Genomic DNA, 19,169 nt, shown 5'->3' on the forward strand with positions numbered 1-19,169 from the left:
TGATCCGGCCACGGTGCGTCACGCGACCTGACCGCGGTGCAGCTCCGTGTACGCCCCGCCCCGGCGCAGGAGTTCGTCGTGCGTGCCGGTCTCCAGGATGCGCCCCTCCCCCATCACTGCGATCCGGTCCGCGCCGCGCACGGTGGACAGGCGGTGCGCCACCACGAACGTGGTGCGGCCGCGCAGCAGCCGGGCCAGGGCCTGCTGGACGAGAGCCTCGGACCGGGTGTCGAGGGCGGACGTCGCCTCGTCCAGGACCAGCACCTTCGGGTCCCGGATCAGGGCGCGGGCGATGGCCAGCCGCTGCTTCTGACCGCCCGACAGCCGGGCTCCCCGCTCGCCCACGAGGGTGTCCAGGCCCTGCGGGAGCCGCTCGACGAACTCCAGCGCGTTGGCGTCGCGCAGGGCCGCCAGGACCGTCTGCTCATCGGCCTCGTCCTCCATTCCGTAGGCGACGTTCTCGCGGATCGTGCCGTCGAAGAGGATCGACTCCTGCGGCACCACCGACACGAACCGCCGGTAGGTGCGCAGATCGAGGGTGTCCAGGTCGATCCCGTCGAGCAGCACGCGGCCCGAAGTCGGCCGGATGAAGCCGATGACGAGGCTGAGCACGGTGGACTTGCCGGCGCCGGACGCCCCCACGAGGGCGACGGTCTCGCCCGGCCGGACGGAGAGGGTGAAGTCGCGCACCGCCGGGCTGCCGCCGTCGTACGCGTAGCCGACGTCCTCGAAGGTGACGGACCCGTGCAGCGCGGCGAGTTCGGCCTTGCCCTCGTTGTCCTCCAGCTCGGGCGCCTGGAGGACCTCGCCGACGGAGCGCACCGACTCCAGGCCCTTGGTGATGACGGGGGCCAGTCCGGTGAGGGTGGTGACGGAGTTGGTGAGGGTGGTCAGGAAGGCGCTGAGCATCACGACGTCGCCGGCGGTGACGCCCCACATGCCGTAGTACGAGATCAGCGCGGCGCCGGTGAGGACGAGCACGCCGATCACGTTGAGCAGCACCCAGGCCAGCGAGCCGAAGCGGCCGTTGAGCAGGTCCAGGCGCATACCGGAGGTGAGCAGGCGGCTCAGGGTGCCGTCCATGCGGTGCAGCGCCTTGCGCTCCAGGCCGTGGGCGCGGGTGACCGGGATCAGGCGGGTCATCTCGGTGACGCGGGAGGACAGGGTCTCCACCTCGTGCCGGAACTCCTCGTTGTGGGTGCGCAGCCGGGCCCGCAGCCGGTGCACGAGCAGGGCGGCGGCGGGCACCACGACGAGGAAGACGGGCACGAACTCAGGGGTGCGCGCGGCGATGATGACGAGGCCGCCGGTGAGCACGGTGAGCGCGCCGAGCCCCTGCTCGGCGGTCTGCTGCACCATCTGCTCCACGGTCTCCACGTCCCGCACCACCTTGGCCTGCAGTACCCCGGCGCTGATCCGGGAGTGGTAGCCGATGGAGAGCTGCTGCATCCGGGTGCACAGCGCGGAGCGCAGGCTGGTGCCCATGCGGCGGACGCTGCCGTACAGGAGACGGACGTAGAGCAGGTGCAGCGGGTAGTTGACGAGCAGGATGAACAGGATGACGCCGGTGCTCGTCCAGAGTCTGCCGATCGGCTGGTGCTGGACGACGGTGTCGATGATGGACGCGGTGATCAGCGGCAGCAGCCAGATCGGGCTGTGCTTGACGGTGAACACGCCGGCCGCGGCGGCGAGCCTGCGGCGGTCGGCGCGCAGGAGGTAGGCCAGGGTGCGGACCGGGTGCTCGCCCCGGTAGCGGTGGTCGAGCGGTCTTTCGTACGACGACGCCATGGACGGCGGTCCTCCCGGTGCTCGTGTCAGAGCGCGGCGTCCAGTTCCGCGCGTTCGTCGGCCGTGAGGCGCAGGTCCGGCGCGGCGAGGGAGTCCAGGATCGTCTCGGGGCGGCTCGCGCCCGGGATCGGCACCACGACCGGCGACTTGGCGAGCATCCAGGCCAGGCACACGCGCTGCGGGCTGACGCCGTGGGCCTCGGCGACATGGGCGAACGGGGCGTAGGAGGAGCCCAGTTCGCGGGCGCGGGAGATGCCGCCGAGCGGGCTCCACGGCAGGAAGGCGATGCCGAGCTCGTCGCACAGGCGCAGTTCGGGCTCGCTGGAGCGGAACGCCGGGGAGAACTGGTTCTGCACGGAGACCAGCCGGCCGCCGAGGATGTCGTTCGCCTGCCGGATCTGCTCGGGGTTCGCGTTGGAGATGCCCGCTGCGCGGATCTTGCCCTCGTCCAGCAGTTCCCGCACCGCGCCGACGGAGTCCGCGTAGGGGATCCGCGGGTCGGGGCGGTGGAACTGGTACAGGCCGATCGCCTCGACGCCGAGCCGGCGCAGCGACGCCTCGCAGGCCGCCTTCAGGCGGGCGGGGCTGCCGTCCAGGGTCCAACTGCCGTCGCCGGGGCGCAGATGGCCGCCCTTGGTGGCGACCAGGACGTCGCCGCCCCGGTCGTGGCCGGCGAGGGCCTTGGCGATCAGGGTCTCGTTGTGGCCGACCTCGTCGGCGTGGAGGTGGTAGGCGTCCGCGGTGTCGATCAGCGTCACGCCGGCGTCCAGCGCGGCGTGCACGGTGGCGAGGGAACGTGCCTCGTCGGGTCGCCCCTCGATCGACATGGGCATCGCGCCCAGGCCGATCGCACTGACGTCGACGTCCCCGATGCGGCGGGTCTCCATGTGCGCGTGACCTCTCTCGAAGGTGGTGCGGAAGCGGGAAGTCCGGTGTCCCGGAAGGTGATTGCGGCACACCGGACGCACCCCAGCCTGGCCCCGCCGTCGGCCGTGGGTCCAATGGAAGAAACCGAACGCATTCAGCAGTACGGGAGCTGAATCGTGGTGCGGGCGGGTGCGCGTGCGGCGAACTATCCTCGGGCCGGTGAGCCTGGAGACGCCGACCCTGCGGTCCCTGCTGGCCTTCGAGGACGGCGACGCGGTGCGGCTGGTGTGCGCGCCCGCCGCGCCCGACGCCGTCGTCACGCGGATCGCCGTCGGTCTGGACGATCTGGGGCCGCGTCCCGAACGTCAGGGGTCCGCGGCGGGCGAGGGCGTCCTGCTGCTGGCCGTGGGCGCCGCCCCGGACGCCGGGACCGTCCGGGAGGCCGCCCGGCGGGGCGCCTGCGCGGTCGTGCTGGGCGAGGTGGAGGACCCGGGCGAGGTGGGCGCGGGCGAGGTGGGCGACACGGGTGAGGCGCTCACCGGTCCGGTGGCGGCGGCCCGGGAGACCGGCATCGCCCTGCTCGTCCGCGCCGAGGGCGCCGACTGGGCCGAGGCCGCCGCGCTGCTGCGGTCGGCGCTGTCCTACGCCCGGGCCGGCGACGGCGAGGACGCCGACGCGCTGCGGGGCCCGGCGGCGGCGCCCTCCCTCGCCGTCCTGGCGGCGCGGGTCGCGGCGCAGGTGAAGGGGTCGATCACCATCGAGGACACCCGGTTGCGCGTCCTGGCCCACTCAGCCACCGGCCCCGGCGCCGACCCGCTGCGCCGGGCCGTGATCCTCGGCGGCCGGGTGCCCGACTGGCGGGTCGCCGAACTGCGGCGCAGCGGGCTGCTGCGCGCGCTGTGGACCTCCGAGGACGTCATCCACCGGCCCGCCGACGGCGACACCCCGGAACGGCTGGTCGTCGCCGTGCGCAGCGGGCGTGAGGTCCTCGGTTCGATCTGGGCGGCCGCGGACGACGCCGCCCTCGCCCCGGACGCCGCCCGGTACTGCGGACGGCCGCCGCGCTCGCCGCCCCGCTGCTGGTGCGCGAGCGGCTGCGCGAGAGCGGCACGGCGCACCGCCGGGAGGCGGCGCTGCGCGGTCTGCTGCGCGGCCTCGGGGACCGGCGCACCCACGCCTGGTCGCTCGGCCTCTCCCCGGACGCGCCGTGCGCTGTGGTGGTGGCCGAGCGGCAGCCCGGCGCCCGGGCCGACGACCGGGCCCTGGACGTCCTCGTCCTGGAAATCTCGGCGCACCGGCCGGGGACCGGGATCATGCGCGACGGCGACCGGCTCGCGCTGCTGCTCAGCGGGGACGCCTCGGCGGCGGACCACGAGGCCGCCGTGCGGGGCGTCGTACGCGATCTCGACGCGGTGGTGTCCTCGCTGCCGGGGTCGGCGGCGGTGTGGCTGGGCGTCGGCCCGGTCGGCACTCCGGAGCGGGCCTGTCTGTCCTACGAGCGGGCCGTGCTGGTCGTGCGGGCGCTGCGCGAGCGGGAGGCGCGGGCGTCGGCCGCCGGACGGCCCAGGCCCCCGCGGCACGCCGACGCGGCCGGGGCGGGCGCGGCGCTGGAGGTGCTGCGGATCCTGGACGCGGCGCGCCCGGTGTGGGAGTCCGGCGGCGGGCCGGTCCACGATCTGATCCGCACGGACCTCGCGGCGGGCGGCGAGCTCGTGCGGACCCTGGCGGCGTATCTCGACGCCGGGGGCGACGTCCCGGAGGCGGCCCGTCGGCTGGTCGTGCACCCCAACACGCTCCGTTACCGGCTGGGCCGGGTCCGCGAGCGGTACGGCGTCGACCTGGACGATCCCGACGCCCGGCTGCTGCTGACCCTCGCGGTGCGACTGGCGGCGACGACGCCGCAGGAACGCTGACCTTGTGCGTGGACACGAAGGTTCCGGTTGTCTTTGTGCAGTCCCCCAAAGACGTACGGGCGGTGTGGGCGCGAATCTGGAGGTGTCACCGCCACTCGGTGACGCCCCTTCCTCGTCCGAAGGAGACCAGAACGTGCTGCTCCCCACCGAGAACCACCACACCGGCGCCTCACCCGACTCGCGGGTCGCGCTCGCCGTCCGGCAGGCCGTCACGGACGGGCTGCTCGGGGAGGACCGGCCGGTGGCCGGCTTCGTCGACGTCCGGGGCGTGCGCGACAGCGTCGCCGGCTTGCACGAGGCGTTCACGCACGTGCCGGACGTCCTGCACGCCTTCGCCGCCAAGGCCTGTTCGCTGGTGCCCGTGCTGCGGCTGCTCGCCGACGCCGGCATGGGCTGCGAGGTGGCGAGCCCCGGGGAGCTGCGGCTGGCGCTGGACGCGGGCTTCGAGCCGGCGCGCATCGTGCTGGACTCGCCGGCCAAGGGCCGGCAGGAGATCCGCGAGGCCCTCGCCCTGGGGGTCGCGCTCAACGCGGACAACCTCGACGAGCTCGACCGGATCGACGCGCTGCGCCCCGCGGACTGCGCGTCCGTGCTCGGGCTGCGGGTCAACCCCCAGGTCGGCGGCGGGTCCATCGGCGCGATGAGCACGGCGACCGCAACCTCCAAGTTCGGCGTGGCGCTGCGCGACCCCGGGGCCCGGGCCCGGGTGATCGAGGCGTTCGCGCGGCGGCCGTGGCTGACCCGGCTGCACGCGCACGTGGGCTCGCAGGGCTGCCCGCTGTCCCTGATCGCGGAAGGCCTCGCGGCGACGCACCGGCTCGCCGAGGAGATCAACGACCACGTCGGCCGCCGTCAGGTGACCAGCCTCGACCTGGGCGGCGGACTGCCGGTGAACTTCGCCGACGACACGGTCACGCCCACGTACGCCGACTACGTGGCCGCGCTGACCGCCGCGGAGCCGGCCCTGTTGGACGGCCGCTACCAGGTGGTCACCGAGTTCGGCCGTTCCCTGATCGCCAAGAACGGCTTCACGGCGGCGCTCGTCGAGTACGTCAAGGACGCCGGCGGCCGGCGGGTCGCCCTCACGCACGCCGGGGGGCAGGTCGCCACCCGGACCGTCTTCATGCCGCAGGCCTGGCCGCTGCGGGTGTCCGCGTACGGCCCGGACGGCACGCCCAAGCGGACGCCGCTCGTGCGGCAGGACGTCGCCGGGCCGCTCTGCTTCGCCGGGGACGTCGTGGCACACGACCGGCCGCTGCCGGCGCTCGCCGAGGGGGACGTGGTGGTCCTGCACGACACGGGCGGCTACTACTTCTCGGCGCACTGGTCGTACAACAGCCTGCCGAGGCCCGCCGTGTACGGGTATCTGCTCGACGCCGGTCGCCTCACGTTCGCCACGGTCCGGGCCGCGCAGACGCTCCGGGAGATCTCCGCGGAGAGCGGCCTGGCCCAGGCGGACGCCCTGCTGACGGGCTTCGCCGCGCCGGCCCGTCCCTGACGGCGTCCGGCACGCATCAACGGCCCGATCCGGAGCACCCGGGATCCCGTCCCCTGACGAGGAGAGAACCGTGCTCTGGGTCGCCGTACTGCTGTTGCCGCTGCTGTCCGTCCTGCTGGCGGTCGTGGACCGGGTCGAGGACCGCATGTTCGCCCCGGCCGGGGCCAGGCGGCGCCATGCCGCGCAGCGGCGGCATCTCCGGCTGGTGCGGGGCGCCTCCCCGGGCGCGGGGGCGGACGACGCACGGGCGGCCTGAGGAGTTCGGTCAGGGGTGTCCTCGGCGCGAGGGGTGTGCGAGGCTCGCCCACGGTCGGCTTCGGCCACTCGGCAACGGCAGGAAGAGTCAGCGGTATGCGCATCGGTCTGCTCGGCACCGGCCCCTGGGCCCAGATGGTGCACGCGCCCGTCCTCCAGGCACACGACGCGCTGGACTTCGTCGGGGTGTGGGGGCGGCGCCCGGAGGCCGCGAAGGAACTGGCCGACCGGCACGGGACCCGGCCCTACGACGACGTCGGCGCGCTGCTCGAGGACGTGGACGCGGTGGCCGTCGCCCTGCCGCCGGACGTCCAGGCGCAGCTCGCGGTGCGGGCCGCCGGGGCGGGCTGTCATCTGCTGCTCGACAAGCCCGTCGGCACGACGGCGGCGGGAGCGCGGGCCGTGGTGCGGGCCGCGCAGGAGGCACGGGTCGCGTCGGTGGTCTTCTTCACCACCCGGTTCCTGCCCGAGGCCGGCGACTGGATCGCCGAACAGGCGGACACCGCGGGATGGTTCACGGGACACGCCCAGTGGCTGGGGGACGTCTTCCACGGTGAGGACGGCCATCCGTTCGCCACGCCCTGGCGCGGGGAGAAGGGCGCCCTGTGGGACGTGGGCCCGCACGCGCTGTCCGTGCTGCTGCCGGTCCTCGGCGAGGTCCGCCGGGTGACGGCGGCGGCTCACGGCCCCGGTGACACGGTCCACGTGGTTCTGGACCATGTCGCCGGCGCCTCCAGCACGCTGACGCTGAGCCTGACGGCCCCGCCCGCGGCGACGGGCGCGAGCGTCGAGCTTCGCGGCGCGTCCGGAGTCGCCCGGCTCCCCCAGTCCGGCACGGACGCCGCCGCCGCCCTCACCCGGGCCGCCGACGCCCTCCTCGCCGCGGCCCGCGACGGCCGCCCCCACCCCTGCGACGCCGCGTTCGGCCTGCGCGTCACCGAGATACTCGCCGACGCGCAGGCCCTGTTGACGGACGCGGCCCGCTGACTCAGTCGTCCTCGAAGGGCTCGTCGCTCCACCGGAACCAGGCCCGGTCCCCCTCGATGTGCAGCAGGAACTCGGGGACCGGCCCTCGGGGCGAGGTCATCGACACCCGGCGGCGTATCTCGACCGCGACGGCCTCCCACTCCTGCCAGTCCTCTTCCTCCATGAGCGCCAGTTCCCGGGTGAACAGGGGCTCGACGGCGTCGTAGCCCGGTCCGGCGGTGAAGTGTCCCGACAGCCAGGGGAAGTCGGCCTCGTCGACGACGATCTCACCGACGTCCTCCCGGCCGTGGGCGCCGTGCACACACCAGACCTCGCCGTCGAACCCCATCGCGCCTCCGTCGTCCGCGGTCGATCACACCGAGGACAGCCTGTCACCCGGGTCCGACGATCGGTTCTCAGCCGAGCTCGAAGTTCACCCGCTCCCGGACCACCGGATAGCCGGCCTTCGTGAAGTGGGCCGCCATGGGGAAGTTGCCCTGGTCGGTCGCGGCGGCGATGAACTCGGCGCCCCGGTCGACGAGATAGTGGGTGCACTCGGCGAGCAGGTCGTAGGCGTAGCCGTGACCCCGGTGCTCCGGCAGGACGCCGATGAAGCCGACGCACGGGCCGGAGGGGTTGTGGGCCGGGATGTGCAGGCCGGCCAGGTCTCCGTCGGGGGTGCGGGCGATCTGCCACCACTCGCGTGGGGAGGGGCACCAGCGGAAGAAGTCCAACTCCTCCTGGGCCGCGAGGTCGAGGCCGCCTTTGGCGACGGCCTTGCGGGCGTGGGCGTCGAGGGTGTCGGAGTGGATGCGGCGCAGGGCGTCGAAGAAGACGGCGTCGTCGGGTTCGGGGCCGAAGCGCAGGCGTCCGGGGCGTTCGGGAAGCCCGCACTGCGGGGTCCAGCGGTACACGAAGCGTTCCACGAGCGGGGTGTGGCCGGCCGCGCCGGCCGCGGCGTGCCGGGCCTCGGCGGCGGCCCGCATGACGGGGTCGGCGCGCCAGCCGCCGGGCATCACCAGTTCCAGGCCGACCTGCCAGGGCGCGGTGCGCAGGAGTTCGGCGGCGGCCTCCTCCTCGCCGTCGGCGAAGTCGAACCACTCGACGGCGAGGGGTTCGGCGTCGTCGGGCCCGCCCCACCAGGCGGCGCGGGCGACGACCCGGCCCTCGCGCAGGGCGACGCGCTTCCACTCCGGGCGGTACCGCACATGGCCGAACGCCTCGGCGGCGCGCAGCGGGTCGGGCAGGGTGTCGAACAGATGGACGTCGCTCTCGTCGAGAGCGCGGATGACCAGATCGGTCACGGATTCCTCCGGGTCGCGTACGGCGTGGTGCGCTCCCGGGCGTCGGACGAACGTCAGACGGGGCACGCCGGGGTCACGGGGTGGGAGCGCGGGACGGGTGTGAACTTCATGGCGCTCGCCTCCTTCCGTGGGTTTCCGGGCGTGCGGTCACACAGTAGGTGCGCTGCTCGATCGCGTCCATGGGTTTTTCGGCGTGCGGCGGCCGGCGCCGGGGTGGAGCGTGGGGGTGTGGGACGAGGCGACGGGGAACGGCGGGGCTGGCTGCGGGGCGCGCCGCCGCCCGGCTGGGTGCGGGCGTTGCCGCTGGTCCTGGTCGCGTGCGTGTGCGTGGCCGCGCTGGTCAGCCCCGACCCGCTGGACCTCGGCTTTCTGCTGGGCGCGATCCCGCCGCTGGCCGTGCTGTCGTACGGCCCCGTGGCGACCGGGGTGTTGGGCGCGGCCGTCGTCGTGATGCTGAACGTGCCCGCGTTCCGGCTCGACCAGCCGGGTCAGACCGATGTGCTGACGGTGTCTTTCGTCGCGGTGCTGAGCGTGTTCGTGGCGTTCGTGCGCCGGCGCCGGGACCTCCAGCTGGACACCGAGCGCACCATCGCGGAGGCCGCCCAGAACGCGCTGGTGCCGCCGGTGCCCGAGCGGGTCGGTCCGGTGCGCTGCGCCGGTCTGTACCGGGCGGCGCAGCGCGGGACGCTCGTCGGCGGCGACTTCTTCGACGTGCGGGAGAGCGCCCACGGGGTGCGGGCGGTGCTGGGCGATGTGCAGGGGCACGGGCTGGCGGCGGTGGCCACGGTGGCCTCGCTCCTCGGCGCGTTCCGGGAGGCGGTGCTCGACCAGTCGGCCCTGGAGGCGGTGGCCGCCCGCCTGGACCGGCGGCTGGTGGTGGACTCGGCGCGGGTCGCGCACGCCGAGCTGTTCGCGACGGCCGTCCTGCTGGAGTTCACCCCGGGCGCGGACGCCGTGCGGATCGTGGCCTGCGGGCATCCGGCGCCGGTGTTGCTGCGCGACGGCACGGCCACGGAGGTGGACGTCGTCCCGTGGACGCCGCTGGGGCTCGGCCTGATGGAGGACGCCCCGCTGACCGCCCTCGTCCTGCCGCTGCGCCCCGGCGACCGCCTCTTCGTGGCCTCCGACGGCGTCTCGGAGGCCAGGGACGCCGACGGCGTCTTCTACCCGCTCCTGGACCGGCTGCCCGCCCTCGCCGCCGGCGCCGACCCGGCGACGACGGCCGACCGTGTGTGGAGCGACGTCCGGCGCCACTGCCCCGCCGTCCGCGACGACGTCACGATGCTCGTTCTTGCGCCTTGGAGTCCGCAGCGCTGAGGGTCTCCGCGTCGCCCTCGGCGTCGATGTGCGGCAGGATCCGGTCCAGCCAGTGCGGGGTCCACCAGGCCTTCTCCCCCAGCAGTGTCATCACGGCAGGCACCATGAGCAGCCGGACCACGGTGGCGTCGATCAGCACGCTGACGGCGAGACCGAGGCCCAGCATCTTGACGACGATGTTGTCGCTGATGATGAACGCCGCGAACACGCTCACCATGATCAGGGCGGCGCAGGTGATGACCCGGGCGGTGATCTCCAGGGCGTGGGCGACGGAGTCCTTGGCGTCGCCGGTGCGCAGCCAGTTCTCGTGGACGCGGGAGAGCAGGAAGATCTCGTAGTCCATGCTGAGGCCGAAGATGATCGCGAACATCATCATCGGCACATAGCTCTCGATGGGCACATCGCCGTTGACGCCGAGCGCGGGGCCGCCCCAGCCCCACTGGAAGACGGCGACGACGACACCGTACGAGGCCGTGATGGACAGGACGTTGAGGACGGCGGCCTTGACCGCGACGAGCAGGCCGCGGAAGACCGCGAGGATGATCAGGAAGGCGAGGCCGACGACCACGCAGATGATCAGCGGCAGCCGGCTGGCGACGATGTCGCGGAAGTCGACCTGCGCGGCGGTGGTACCGGTGACATAGCCCTTGGCGTCGTAGCCGGAGACCGCGTCGGGCAGGGTCGTGTCCTTGAGCCGGTTCGTCAGGTCGGTGGTGACGGCGTCCTGCGGGGCCTGGGTGGAGTAGACGGTGGCGAGCAGGACGTCGCCGTCCTGGGTAGGCGTCAGCGGGGTGACCGTGGCCGCGTCGGGTACGGCGTCGAGGGTCTGCTGCGCCTGGGACTGGAGGTCGGAGCGCTTGTCGGAGGGGACGGACGTCTGGTCGACGACGACGGTGAGGGGCCCGTTGGAGCCGGGGCCGAAGGCGTCGGTCATCAGGTCGTAGGCCCGCCGGTCGGTGAAGGAGGTCGGGTCGGCGCCGTCGCCGATGTGACCGAGCTGGATCGAGAAGACGGGGATGGCGAGGATCGCGATGACGGCGACGCCGCCCCCGAGGTACTGCCAGGGTCTGCGCTCGACGCGCTTGGCATAGCGGTGCCAGGTGCCGTGCGGGGTGGCGCCCGGTTCGGCGTCGGTCTCGGCGACGGGCTTGCGCACGTGCCAGCGGTCGATGTGGTGGCCGATGAGGCCGAGCAGGGCGGGGACGAGGGTGAGGGCGCCGACTACGGCGGAGACCACGGTGATGGCGGCGGCGAGGCCGAGTTTGCCGATGAAGGACACCCCGGACGCGTACAGGCCCATCAGCGCGATGATCACGGTGGTGCCGGAGACCAGAACGGCGCGGCCGCTGGTGGCGGTGGCGTGTCCGGCGGCCTCGGCGGGGTCGGCGCCGTTCATCAGGTTCTGCCGGTGCCGGGTGATCAGGAACAGGGCGTAGTCGATGCCGACGCCGAGGCCGATCATGGTGGCGAGGGTCGGGGAGACGGTCGCGAAGGTGAACGCGGCGGCCAGCAGCCCGAGAATGGCCAGTCCGCCGACGACCCCGATCAGTGCGGTGATCAGGGGCAGTCCGGCCGCGATGACGCTGCCGAAGCCGATGAGCAGGACGACGACGGCGACCGCGAAGCCGATCGCCTCACTGATGAGGTCGTTGGCCTTGGGCCGGGCCAGTTCGCCGAGTGTGCCCCCGTACTCGACGTCGGCGCCGGCCGCCCGCAGCGGCTGGACGGCCTGGTCGACGCCGTTCAGGTAGTCGTCGCCGAGGGTGTTGGGCTGCTCGTCGAAGCGGACAGTGACGTATCCGGTCTTTCCGTCGCTCGACACCGGGCCGACCTTGGTCTGGGTGACCGAGAGAGGGTTCTGCACCGAGAGGACGTGGGGCAGCTTCTGCAGGTCGCCGACCGTGGTGGACATCTGCGAGCTCAGCGCGCTCAGGGGCTGTTCGTCGTGCAGGACGATCTGGGCGCTGTATCCACCGGCCTGCGGATCGTGCTCCTTCAGGACGTCGAGGCCCTTTTGGGACTGGGTGTCCGAGAGCTGGAAGTTGTCCTCGAAGGTGCCGCCGACGGCGCGGTCGACCAGCTGCAGGGCGACCAGGGCCACCAGCCAGGCCATGATGACGATCAGGAAGTGTCGGGCGCACCAGGCACCGAGCCTGCGCAGTCCCCCGCGTCGCGGTGTCCCAGCGGTGGTGGGTGCCATAGCGCCCATTGGACACCAGCCCGATCTTCCCAGCATCCCGGACGCGTCTGCTCCGGGCAGCGTGGGATTGCAGGGTGCGGCGCCAGGATGAATGGTGTTAGTGGACCCGATGACCGCACCGGGCCGAAGCAGCCCTTCGGACGCGAGGAGCAGACATCATGTCGACGTCACAGCCCGGCGCCGCCCGGCTCTCCCCGGACCGCGCCACCCCGGACAGCCTGCTCCACACGCGTACCGGCACCGAGGTGTCGCCGGAGGACGTGGTCCTGGCCGCGGGCAGGGACCTGACCCCGCGCAATCTCGAGTGGGCCAAGCGCAAGATCGACAAGGAGGGCCAGAGCGCGATCGAGAGGCTGCTGCCCTGAGGGCTGTCCCGTCGTCCCTGGCGGGACAGCCCTTGGCCGCGCTCTTTCGCGGCGGCCCCTCGCACTGCCAGACTGCGGAGGGTGCCCGACTTCGACATGCTCGTCCTCGGATCAGGTCCCGGCGGTCAGAAGGCCGCCATCGCCGCGGCCAAACTGGGCCGCCGAGTCGCCGTCGTCGACCGCTCCGACATGGTCGGCGGGGTCTCCCTCCACACCGGCACCATTCCCTCCAAGACGCTGCGCGAGGCGGTGCTCTATCTCACCGGCCTCACCCAGCGCGACCTGTACGGACAGAGCTACCGGCTCAAGGAGAACATCACCGTCGGCGATCTGACGGCCCGCACCCAGCACGTGGTCGGGCGGGAGATCGACGTCATCCGCAGCCAGTTGTCCCGTAACCATGTCGCCCTGTTCGCCGGCACCGGCCGGTTCGTCGACGCCCACACGATCGCCCTGCGGGAGATCACCGGGCAGGAGCGGCTGATCAGCGCCGAGCACATCGTGATCGCCACCGGGACGCGGCCGGCGCGGCCGGACAGCGTGGAGTTCGACGGGCGGACCATCCTCGACTCCGACAACGTCCTGACCATCGAGCGGGTTCCGCAGTCGATGGTGATCGTGGGCGCCGGCGTGATCGGCATGGAGTACGCGAGCATGTTCGCCGCGCTCGGCAGCAAGGTGACGGTCGTGGAGAAGCGCGCCGGGATGCTCGACATGTGCGACGTCGAGGTCATCGAGTCGCTCAAGTACCACCTGCGGGACCTGGCGGTGGCGTTCCGGTTCGGGGAGACCGTCGCCGCCGTGGAGCGGCATCCGCGGGGTGCGCTGACCGTGCTGGAGAGCGGCAAGAAGATCCCGGCGGACGCGGTGATGTACTCGGCGGGCCGGCAGGGTCTGACCGATGAACTCGACCTGGGCAAGGCCGGGTTGGCGGCGGACCGGCGCGGCCGGATCGAGGTCGACGAGCACTACCGCACGCCGGTGCCGCACATCTACGCCGTCGGTGACGTCATCGGTTTCCCGGCGCTCGCGGCGACCGCGATGGAGCAGGGCCGGGCGGCCGCGTACCACGCCTGCGGCGAGCCCGTCGGGCAGATGCACCACCTCCAGCCGATCGGCGTCTACACCATCCCGGAGATCAGTTTCGTGGGGCGCACGGAGGACCAGCTCACCGAGGACCGGGTGCCGTTCGAGGTGGGCGTCGCCCGCTACCGGGAACTGGCCCGCGGGCAGATCATCGGGGACGCGCACGGCATGCTGAAGCTGCTGGTCTCGCCCGAGGACCGGACACTGCTCGGGGTGCACTGCTTCGGCACCGGGGCGACCGAGCTGATCCACATCGGACAGTCGGTGATGGGCTGCGGCGGAACCGTCGACTACCTCGTCGACGCGGTGTTCAACTACCCGACGCTGGCGGAGTCGTACAAGGTCGCCGCCCTCGACGCCACCAACCGGCTACGGCAGTTGGACCGGATCGGCGACTGATCCGCGAGCGCTGCCCGCGGGCCTGCAGGACAGGTCCTGGTCGTCATGAACATTACCCATCCGTCAATCTTGAAAGCTCAAGCGGTAGGGCTATAGTCACTCGCACACTCGGTGTGACCGTTCGGCGACGCAGTGCTGGAACGGTACTCTCCGCGCGCTCTTCTCCGCCGACGTTTCCCGAGGTCGTTCCCTCTCGACGCGCGGCGGCGCTCCACTGCTCCACTCCTCACCCCCCATACGCCGTCGGGCGGTCCCCGCCCGGGCGGCGTGCACGAAGGAAAGCAGCACAACCATGAGCAACAGCACCGGAAGAGGGCTCCAGGCGAATGTCCTGGGCACCTTCGACACGGTGGTGATGGCGGTCGCCGGCAGCGCCCCGGCGTACTCCATCGCCGCCACCACGGCGGTCCTGGCCGGCGCCGTGGGACTGGCCGGTCCGGCGGCCCTGCTGTACTGCGCGATACCCATGCTGGGCATCGCGCTGGCGTTCAGCCGGCTCAGCCGGATCGACGTCAACGCGGGGGCCAGTTACTCCTGGGTGGGGCGCACGCTCCATCCCTTCCTGGGCTTCATCAGCGGCTGGGCGCTGGTGATCTCGGCGACCATCTTCATGGTGGCGGGGTCGCTGCCGGCCGGGTCGATGACGCTCGCCCTGTTCGACGAGGGCCTCGCCGACGACACCGCGCTGGCGACGATCGTCGGCGCCGCCTGGTTCCTGGTGATGCTGGCGGTGGTGCTCGGCGGGGCCCGGCTCACCGTGCGCGCCCAACTGATCATGTCCGGTGTGGAGCTGGCGATTCTGGCGCTGTTCGCGGTGCTCGCCGTCTTCCACACGGACAACGCGCTGCCGTTCGACTGGTCCTGGCTCGGGTTCAGCCACTTCCACGGGGTCTCCGGGTTCGCCTCGGGCGCGCTGGTCGCCGCGTTCTACTACTGGGGCTGGGACGTCACCAGCAACCTCAGCGAGGAGACCCGCAACAGCCGCCGTACGACCGGTCTCGCGGGACTGATCGGCGTCGGCATCGTCTTCCTGCTGTTCGAGGTCTTCACCATCGCGGTGAACGTCGTCCTCAGCTCGCAGCGGATCGAGGACAACGGGGCGAACGTGCTGGCGGCGCTGGGCGAGGAGGTGTGGCCGGGCTGGGGCGGCAAGCTGCTGATCGTGGCGGTGATGCTGTCGACCGTCGCCACCCTGGAGACGACCCTGATCCAGGTCACGCGCTCGCTGTTCGCGATGGGCCGCGACCGTACGATGCCGTCCGCGCTGGGCCGGGTGCACCGCACGTGGAACACGCCCTGGGTGGCGATCGCCGTGGTGGGCGGCGTGGCGCTGGTGCTGTTCGTCGCCTCCAACGCGCTGGGCTCGGTCGGCGACATCCTGGCCGACGCGATCTCGGCGATCGGCCTGCAGATCGCCGTCTACTACGGGCTGGCGGGCCTGGCCGCGGTCGTCGCGTACCGCAGCACCCTGCTGAAATCCGTGTCCGACTTCCTCCTCGGCGGGCTGTGGCCGCTGTTCGGCGCCCTGTTCATGTTCTGGATCTTCGCGGAGTCGCTCGGTGAGCTGGACCCCGCGGCGGTCGCCATCGGCATCGGCGGGCTCGCCGTCGGACTGGTGCCGATGCTCTGGTACTGGCGGCAGGGCAGCGACTACTACCGGCCCGCCCGGCTGGACGCCTCACGGACCGTGGAGGCCGGCTACGTGCCCGAAGGGCATCCGGCCGGGCACTCCACCGCCCATGAGGGTCTGTCCACCGACTTCTGAGAAGGAACCCGATGGCGCGGGACCGTTTCGCTCCCGATTTCGACCCCGACTGCGGGGACGCCCCTCTCTCGTCCACCCGGCACGACATCGTCATCGGCCGCTGGCAGGGGCTGCGCGACCTGCTGAACACGACCGGACCCGACTGGCTCGCCCGCGGTCACCGGGTCCGGCTCCTCGCCCAGGCCTGTGCGGGCAGTTCGACGGCGGAGACCTGGCTGGCCGCCGAGCCGCACAGCGGCGACGCGCTGGTGCTGCGGGCGGCCACGGAGACGGCCAGGGCGTTCAACCTGGCGATCACCGCGGGCCGGGGCATGCCGATCGACCAGACGCGGATCGACGCCGCCGTGCTGGCGTGTCTGGCGGCGGCCGAGGCGTACCTGGACGATCCGACGCCGTGGACCTCGCTGATCTCGGTCGCCCGCCTCTACCCGGCCGGGGTGCGCCGACAGGAACTGGCCCGCTGGTGGGACGAGTTGTACCAGCGGGATCCCTACAGCATGGAGGGCCACCTCCAGGTCCTGCACTACTACTCCGCCCGCTGGCACGGCTCGCACGGTCTGATGTACGACTTCGCCCGGGACGCGGCCGGTGTGGCCCCGCCGGGCTGCCCGCTGCCGGTGCTGGTGCAGTACGCGCGCGTCGAGGAGTTCCGTCACTCCCTCGACACCGCGCAGGGCCGTTCCGCGTCGGTGGGCCTCGGCCAGCACTGGAACAACGACGGCGCCGTCAGCGACGTCCGCCGCACCTGGGACCGCTGGATCATGGGCCGCAAGGAGGACACCATCGCCCCGGGCGAGCTGCGCGACGTCAACTACCTGGCCCACGCGGCGTGTTCGGCGGGCGTGGCGGACGTGGCGATGCCGCTGCTGGGACTCCTCGGCCGGCGGGCGACACGCACCCCCTGGTCGTACACGGGAGACCCGGCCCAGCAGATCGCGCGGTGGCGCAAGGAGTGGGGGGTACGCGACTGAGCGCGGACACCCGCGTCAGGTCGCCTGCGGGGCCGATCGTCCGTGCCGGCGGCGGTCCGTCAGGCGCGGTGGGGCGCCGGCTGCGGCTCGGCGAGGGGCGCTGCCGCGCGGCGGGGGAGCAGCAGCGGGGTCGCCAGCAGGAGCACGCCGGCCAGGCCGATGGCCGTGCGCAGGCCGAGCAGGCCGCCCAGGACGCCCCAGACGGCCGTCAGCAGCGCGGTCGAGGCCTTGGTCGTCACCGCCCAGGCGGACAGGGTGCGGGCGGCCCGCTCGGTCGCCGTGCGTTCGAGGCGACAGGTGGCGGAGACCGGGTTGAAGACGCCGCAGCAGAAGATGAGCCCGAGCTCGACGCCGATCACCAGCAGCAGCCCGCCGGCGCCGGGCCCCAGGAAGGCCAGGCCGACGGGCCAGACGGCGCGCAGCGCCCCGGCCACGACCAGGACCCGGTGCTGCCCGAACCGGGTGACGAGCGGCCGGGCCAGCCGCGAACCGAGCAGCCCGGCGATCGAGGGCGCGGCGAAGGCGAGGCCGTACTGCCACGGTGAGAACCCGAGCCGGCCGAGCATCAGGACGGCGAGCAGCGGCTGGGCGGCCATCACCAGGGCGTTGAACAAGGCGGTGTTGAAGAACAGCGGGCGCAGCGTGGCGTCGGCGAGGATGTACCGCCACCCGTCGAGCAGGTCGCGGGCCCGCAAGCGCTCGGCCGCCCGGGGCTCGGGCCGCGGCTCGGGCCCGCCCATCGCGCGGATGCCCAGGGCCGAGAGCAGGTAGCTGACCGCGTCGGCCACCACCGTCGCCACCGGACCGAGGAGCCCGATCGCCGCGCCGCCCAGCGGCGGTCCGATGATCGTGGTCGTCCAGGCCGTGGACTCGAACCGGGCGTTGGCGACGAGCAGGTCCTCGGCCGGCAGCAGCGTCTTCAGGTACGCGCCGGACGCGGCGCGGAAGGTGATGTCGGCCGCCGCGACGACGACCGAGACCAGCAGAAGGTGAAGGAAGGTGAGCACGCCGAGCGCGAAGGCGGCGGGGACCGTCAGCAGCGCCGCGAACCGCACCAGGTCCATCGCGATCAGCACCGGCCGCTTGCGGCGGAACTCCACCCACGGGCCGAGCGGCACCGCCACGGCCGCACCGACCGCAGCCCCCACGGAGGAGAGCGCGGCGACCTCGGCCGGTCCGGCGTGCAGCACCTGGATGGCGATCAGCGGGAATGCCCCGAAGGCGAGCCAGGTGCCGAGCGCGCTGGTCCCGTACGCTCCCCAGAGCCACCCGAACCGCCGCCCCAGCCGGTGCCCGCTCCTCATGCCCGCCACCCCTCGCCACTCACCTGCACAACCGATCCGCGATCGGAAGCATCAAAGCGAGCACCCTGTGCAGGGATCAAACAACCACAGGCCCTCCTGGCCACAACCGACGGTTGTACCCCTAGGGTGGCGACATGGACCTCGACACCGTCCGGACCTTCGTCGCCGTCGCCGACGCGGGACAGTTCCAGGAGGCCGCCGCCGAGCTGGCGGTCACCCAGCAGGCCGTCTCCAAGCGCGTCGCCGCGCTGGAACGCACCCTCGGCGTGCGGCTGTTCACCCGCACCGCGCGCGGCGCCCGACTCACCATCGACGGGCAGGCGTTCCTGCCCAACGCGCGCGAGCTGCTGCGCGTCGCCGAGCGCGCGGTCGCGTCCGTGCGCCCCGCCCGCCGTCCGCTGCGCGTCGACGTGATCGCCTCTCGCGTCGCACCGTCGGGCCTGATGCGCGGCTTCCACCGCGCGCACCCCGAGATCGAGCTCGACGTGGTGTGGCTGTTCGACGTCGAGGCGGCCGTCGCCGCCATCCGGTCCGGTGAGATCGACGCGTCCTTCCGTGCCGTCGCCATGCCCGGCCGCCCCCTCCCCGAGGACATCGAGTCCGTTCGCGTGCTCGACGAGCCTCTGCAGCTCCTGACCGGCCCCGCCCACGCGCTGGCGGGCGCCCGGTCGGTGACCGTCGCCGAACTCGTCGGGCACCGGATCTGGATGCCCGGCATCGTCCCCGGAACCGAGTGGGCCGCCTACTACGACGATCTCGTCGCCGAGTTCGGCCTCACCATCGAGGCGACCGGCCCCAACTTCGGCTCCGACGCGCTCCTCGACACCGTCGCCGACACCCCGGCCCTGGCCACCTTCATGAGCGAGCAGACCCGACTCGTCTGGCCCTCCGGCCACGGCCTGCGCCGCATCCCGGTGACCGACCCGACACCCGTCTACCCGCACTCGCTCCTCTGGCGCCGCGACAACCCCCACCCGGCGCTGACCGTCCTCCGCTCCCACCTCGCCGCGACGGCGGCCGACCACGACGCCGCCGGGACCTGGACGCCGGACTGGGTGATTCCGCGCTGAACGCCGCCGCGTCAGTGGTAGGACGGGACTGTGGTCGGCGCAGCGCAGCGCACCGCAGCCGGGGCGCGGGCCGAACGAGGAGCCGGGAGAGGGGAGTCAGG

At 73.0% G+C, this 19,169-nt stretch carries 18 protein-coding genes; 10 read left to right on the top strand and 8 right to left on the bottom strand.

The window, feature by feature from the left end; translation table 11 throughout:
- Positions 1–18: 18 nt before the first annotated feature.
- From ACIBAF_RS34780 to ACIBAF_RS34795, 4 genes are all read right to left on the bottom strand, one after another.
- The gene (locus tag ACIBAF_RS34780) at positions 19–1,788 is read right to left on the bottom strand and encodes an ABC transporter ATP-binding protein (RefSeq protein WP_399468200.1); all 1,770 of its coding nucleotides are present in this window, start codon (positions 1,786–1,788) and stop codon (positions 19–21) included.
- 26 nt (positions 1,789–1,814) lie between these two features.
- The gene (locus ACIBAF_RS34785; protein WP_399468201.1) at positions 1,815–2,675 is read right to left on the bottom strand and encodes an aldo/keto reductase; all 861 of its coding nucleotides are present in this window, start codon (positions 2,673–2,675) and stop codon (positions 1,815–1,817) included.
- A 345-nt stretch (positions 2,676–3,020) separates the two neighbouring features.
- Positions 3,021–3,227 (bottom strand): hypothetical protein, encoded by a 207-nt coding sequence (locus tag ACIBAF_RS34790; protein WP_399468202.1) that lies wholly within the window; start codon positions 3,225–3,227, stop codon positions 3,021–3,023.
- Positions 3,228–3,296: 69 nt separating this feature from the next.
- Positions 3,297–3,773: a hypothetical protein gene (locus tag ACIBAF_RS34795; protein WP_399468203.1), complete on the bottom strand. Its 477-nt coding sequence runs from the start codon at positions 3,771–3,773 to the stop codon at positions 3,297–3,299.
- On the opposite strand from ACIBAF_RS34795, the gene ACIBAF_RS34800 reads away from it, so the two are divergent.
- The 4 genes from ACIBAF_RS34800 to ACIBAF_RS34815 all read left to right on the top strand — a co-directional run bounded on the left by ACIBAF_RS34800 (position 3,738) and on the right by ACIBAF_RS34815 (position 7,308).
- Positions 3,738–4,568, top strand: a complete 831-nt coding sequence (locus ACIBAF_RS34800) for a PucR family transcriptional regulator (protein ID WP_399468204.1) — start codon at positions 3,738–3,740, stop codon at positions 4,566–4,568. The genes ACIBAF_RS34795 and ACIBAF_RS34800 overlap by 36 nt on opposite strands.
- A 133-nt stretch (positions 4,569–4,701) precedes the next feature.
- Positions 4,702–6,066, top strand: a complete 1,365-nt coding sequence (locus ACIBAF_RS34805) for a diaminopimelate decarboxylase (RefSeq protein WP_399468205.1) — start codon at positions 4,702–4,704, stop codon at positions 6,064–6,066.
- Positions 6,067–6,136: 70 nt separating this feature from the next.
- Positions 6,137–6,322, top strand: a complete 186-nt coding sequence (locus ACIBAF_RS34810; RefSeq protein ID WP_399468206.1) for a hypothetical protein — start codon at positions 6,137–6,139, stop codon at positions 6,320–6,322.
- 95 nt (positions 6,323–6,417) lie between these two features.
- Complete coding sequence (locus ACIBAF_RS34815) at positions 6,418–7,308, top strand: Gfo/Idh/MocA family protein (RefSeq protein ID WP_399468207.1); 891 nt, start codon at positions 6,418–6,420, stop codon at positions 7,306–7,308.
- Between the two features lies 1 nt (position 7,309).
- Here ACIBAF_RS34815 and ACIBAF_RS34820 read toward each other — a convergent pair whose 3' ends face one another.
- Together ACIBAF_RS34820 and ACIBAF_RS34825 are read right to left on the bottom strand one after the other, a co-directional pair.
- The gene (locus ACIBAF_RS34820) at positions 7,310–7,636 is read right to left on the bottom strand and encodes a hypothetical protein (RefSeq protein ID WP_399468209.1); all 327 of its coding nucleotides are present in this window, start codon (positions 7,634–7,636) and stop codon (positions 7,310–7,312) included.
- A 67-nt stretch (positions 7,637–7,703) separates the two neighbouring features.
- Positions 7,704–8,591, bottom strand: a complete 888-nt coding sequence (locus ACIBAF_RS34825; protein WP_399468210.1) for a GNAT family N-acetyltransferase — start codon at positions 8,589–8,591, stop codon at positions 7,704–7,706.
- 228 nt (positions 8,592–8,819) lie between these two features.
- On the opposite strand from ACIBAF_RS34825, the gene ACIBAF_RS34830 reads away from it, so the two are divergent.
- Entirely contained in the window at positions 8,820–9,908 is a 1,089-nt protein-coding gene (locus ACIBAF_RS34830) for a PP2C family protein-serine/threonine phosphatase (protein WP_399468211.1), read from the top strand.
- Here the strand turns inward: ACIBAF_RS34830 and ACIBAF_RS34835 are convergent.
- A complete protein-coding gene (locus ACIBAF_RS34835; RefSeq protein WP_399468212.1) occupies positions 9,868–12,108 on the bottom strand; it encodes an MMPL family transporter in 2,241 nt (746 codons plus the stop codon). The genes ACIBAF_RS34830 and ACIBAF_RS34835 overlap by 41 nt on opposite strands.
- A 158-nt stretch (positions 12,109–12,266) precedes the next feature.
- Between ACIBAF_RS34835 and ACIBAF_RS34840 the strand changes: the two genes are divergently transcribed.
- The 4 genes from ACIBAF_RS34840 (at position 12,267) to ACIBAF_RS34855 (ending at position 16,694) form a co-directional block, all read left to right on the top strand.
- Entirely contained in the window at positions 12,267–12,473 is a 207-nt protein-coding gene (locus tag ACIBAF_RS34840; protein WP_399468213.1) for a hypothetical protein, read from the top strand.
- 81 nt (positions 12,474–12,554) lie between these two features.
- Positions 12,555–13,958, top strand: coding sequence for a Si-specific NAD(P)(+) transhydrogenase (gene sthA, locus ACIBAF_RS34845; RefSeq protein WP_399468215.1), 1,404 nt, complete (start codon positions 12,555–12,557; stop codon positions 13,956–13,958).
- Between the two features lie 292 nt (positions 13,959–14,250).
- Positions 14,251–15,723 (top strand): APC family permease, encoded by a 1,473-nt coding sequence (locus tag ACIBAF_RS34850; protein WP_399468216.1) that lies wholly within the window; start codon positions 14,251–14,253, stop codon positions 15,721–15,723.
- Positions 15,724–15,734: 11 nt separating this feature from the next.
- A complete protein-coding gene (locus ACIBAF_RS34855) occupies positions 15,735–16,694 on the top strand; it encodes a hypothetical protein (RefSeq protein WP_399468217.1) in 960 nt (319 codons plus the stop codon).
- Between the two features lie 59 nt (positions 16,695–16,753).
- On the opposite strand, the gene ACIBAF_RS34860 is transcribed toward ACIBAF_RS34855, so the two are convergent.
- Positions 16,754–17,998: an MFS transporter gene (locus ACIBAF_RS34860; RefSeq protein WP_399468218.1), complete on the bottom strand. Its 1,245-nt coding sequence runs from the start codon at positions 17,996–17,998 to the stop codon at positions 16,754–16,756.
- 134 nt (positions 17,999–18,132) lie between these two features.
- On the opposite strand from ACIBAF_RS34860, the gene ACIBAF_RS34865 reads away from it, so the two are divergent.
- Positions 18,133–19,068, top strand: coding sequence for a LysR family transcriptional regulator (locus ACIBAF_RS34865; protein ID WP_399468219.1), 936 nt, complete (start codon positions 18,133–18,135; stop codon positions 19,066–19,068).
- Positions 19,069–19,169 lie beyond the last annotated feature (101 nt).

Source organism: Streptomyces sp. NPDC051677 (genome assembly GCF_044453465.1).
Taxonomy (GTDB): domain Bacteria; phylum Actinomycetota; class Actinomycetes; order Streptomycetales; family Streptomycetaceae; genus Streptomyces.